The organism is Cellulophaga baltica, from assembly GCF_018861125.1.
Taxonomy (GTDB): Bacteria; Bacteroidota; Bacteroidia; order Flavobacteriales; family Flavobacteriaceae; genus Cellulophaga; species Cellulophaga baltica_A.
This window is the reverse complement of sequence record NZ_JAHKQN010000011.1, coordinates 1-1,456: the sequence shown is the minus strand read 5'-3', so window position 1 is coordinate 1,456 and position 1,456 is coordinate 1. Positions and strand designations below refer to the sequence as shown.

Annotated in this window: 1 protein-coding gene; it reads left to right on the top strand. The window is 27.1% G+C overall.

Translation table 11 applies throughout. The features are described from left to right. Positions 1 to 32 precede the first annotated feature (32 nt). On the top strand, positions 33 to 1,334 hold the full coding sequence (locus KO500_RS02745) for a hypothetical protein (protein WP_215954973.1): 1,302 nt from the start codon (positions 33 to 35) through the stop codon (positions 1,332 to 1,334). The last annotated feature ends 122 nt before the right edge of the window (positions 1,335 to 1,456 follow it).

Genomic DNA, 1,456 nt, shown 5'->3' with positions numbered 1-1,456 from the left:
ATATTTCAGGACAAGACATATGAGACAGACATATGAACATATTTAAAAAACTTTTTGGATTTAAAGAATTAAATGAAAATTCAGAGACAATAAAATCTGAACTTTCTAAAATAAAGTCTGAATTTTTAAAATTACAAACTTCACTTAAAACCGTTTCTGACAATAACAAAATCCATCAAGAAGAAAACAGGAAAATCGAAAGTGAGTTGTTAAAAATGACTCAATTATTAAAGCCTAAAAAAAGTATTCCAACCGAATTTAAAATAATTGACCCTTTAACCAAAGATTCAATTTTCTCATTTCAAAAATTAGCAAAAACAAACTCTCAAGTCACAAACAAAAAATTATTAGAGAATAAGCCGAATCGAATATTACAAGCAATTGGAAATATTCCTGAATTTATTTCAGGTGGTTTATTGTCACAATCATATCTGTTCAATTTCCCTAAAGGTGTTACTGGAAATATTATGAATATTGCAAATGGACAAGGAACAGCAATTATGAGCGGAGGAAAAATTTTAGCCCACGGAAGTTATGTGTCAAATTTAATAGTTTCTGCACCTTTGCTTGCTTACAGCGCAGGAAATATGATTATTAAACAGCATTATCTTGCAAAGATAAATTTCAATTTAAAAGAAATTAATGAAAGATTAGAAACCTTAATTGACCTCGAATTTATTAAAAAAGAAGCCAAAATTGAAGCAATGATTGTGTTTTACAAGAAAGCCTTTTCACAATTTGATTTGATAAGTGAAAACGAAAATTATAAAAATGCAATTTTATCAAACATTATAGCTAAAAACATAGAAGTTTATGAATTAATACATTTTTATAAAAACTCAATAGAAAAAATAAAGAAAGATGAAGAAGGTAGTTTTCAAAAGAGTATTCAATATTTTCTTTCATTACAAGAATTGTTCGTTTTTGGTAAAATATTGGAATTTAAGTATGCTAACGAATTCAATAAAGCAATCGTGAATGACTTAACTGATGAATTCAACGAAATGCAAAAAGACTATTTTGATTTTTTTAAGAAACACGAAGGAGAACTTCATAATCTAGGAAATTCTATTAATACAAAATGGTTTGACAAATGGTACTTTTTTAGAAATAGCAAAAAAAATAAAACAATCGAAAAAAAGGAAAGAGTTAATTCTAATAGAAATTTTGTAAACGAATTAAGAATTGAAAATGAATTAATTTTTGACCAAAATTCTACATTACTAAATGACTTTTTAAAAAATATAGAAAAGCCACAAGAATTTTTAATCGAGAATGGAGAATTATATACAATGGAATTAGAAAATACTGTTACCAACACCGTGTATAATTAATGGCTGGTTCTCGCCTACTTACGAAAATCCTCGCGGATTTTCTATTCGGTTTTTATTTGCTAAATTAGGTGTTTAAACCACGCCACTAATCATACACAAACACGTTGGCAACAAGCTGAAAA

Excerpts from the sequence above, each read along its gene's own strand:
- KO500_RS02745 (WP_215954973.1), top strand. The coding sequence starts at position 33 with ATGAACATATTTAAAAAACTTTTTGGATTTAAAGAATTAAATGAAAAT.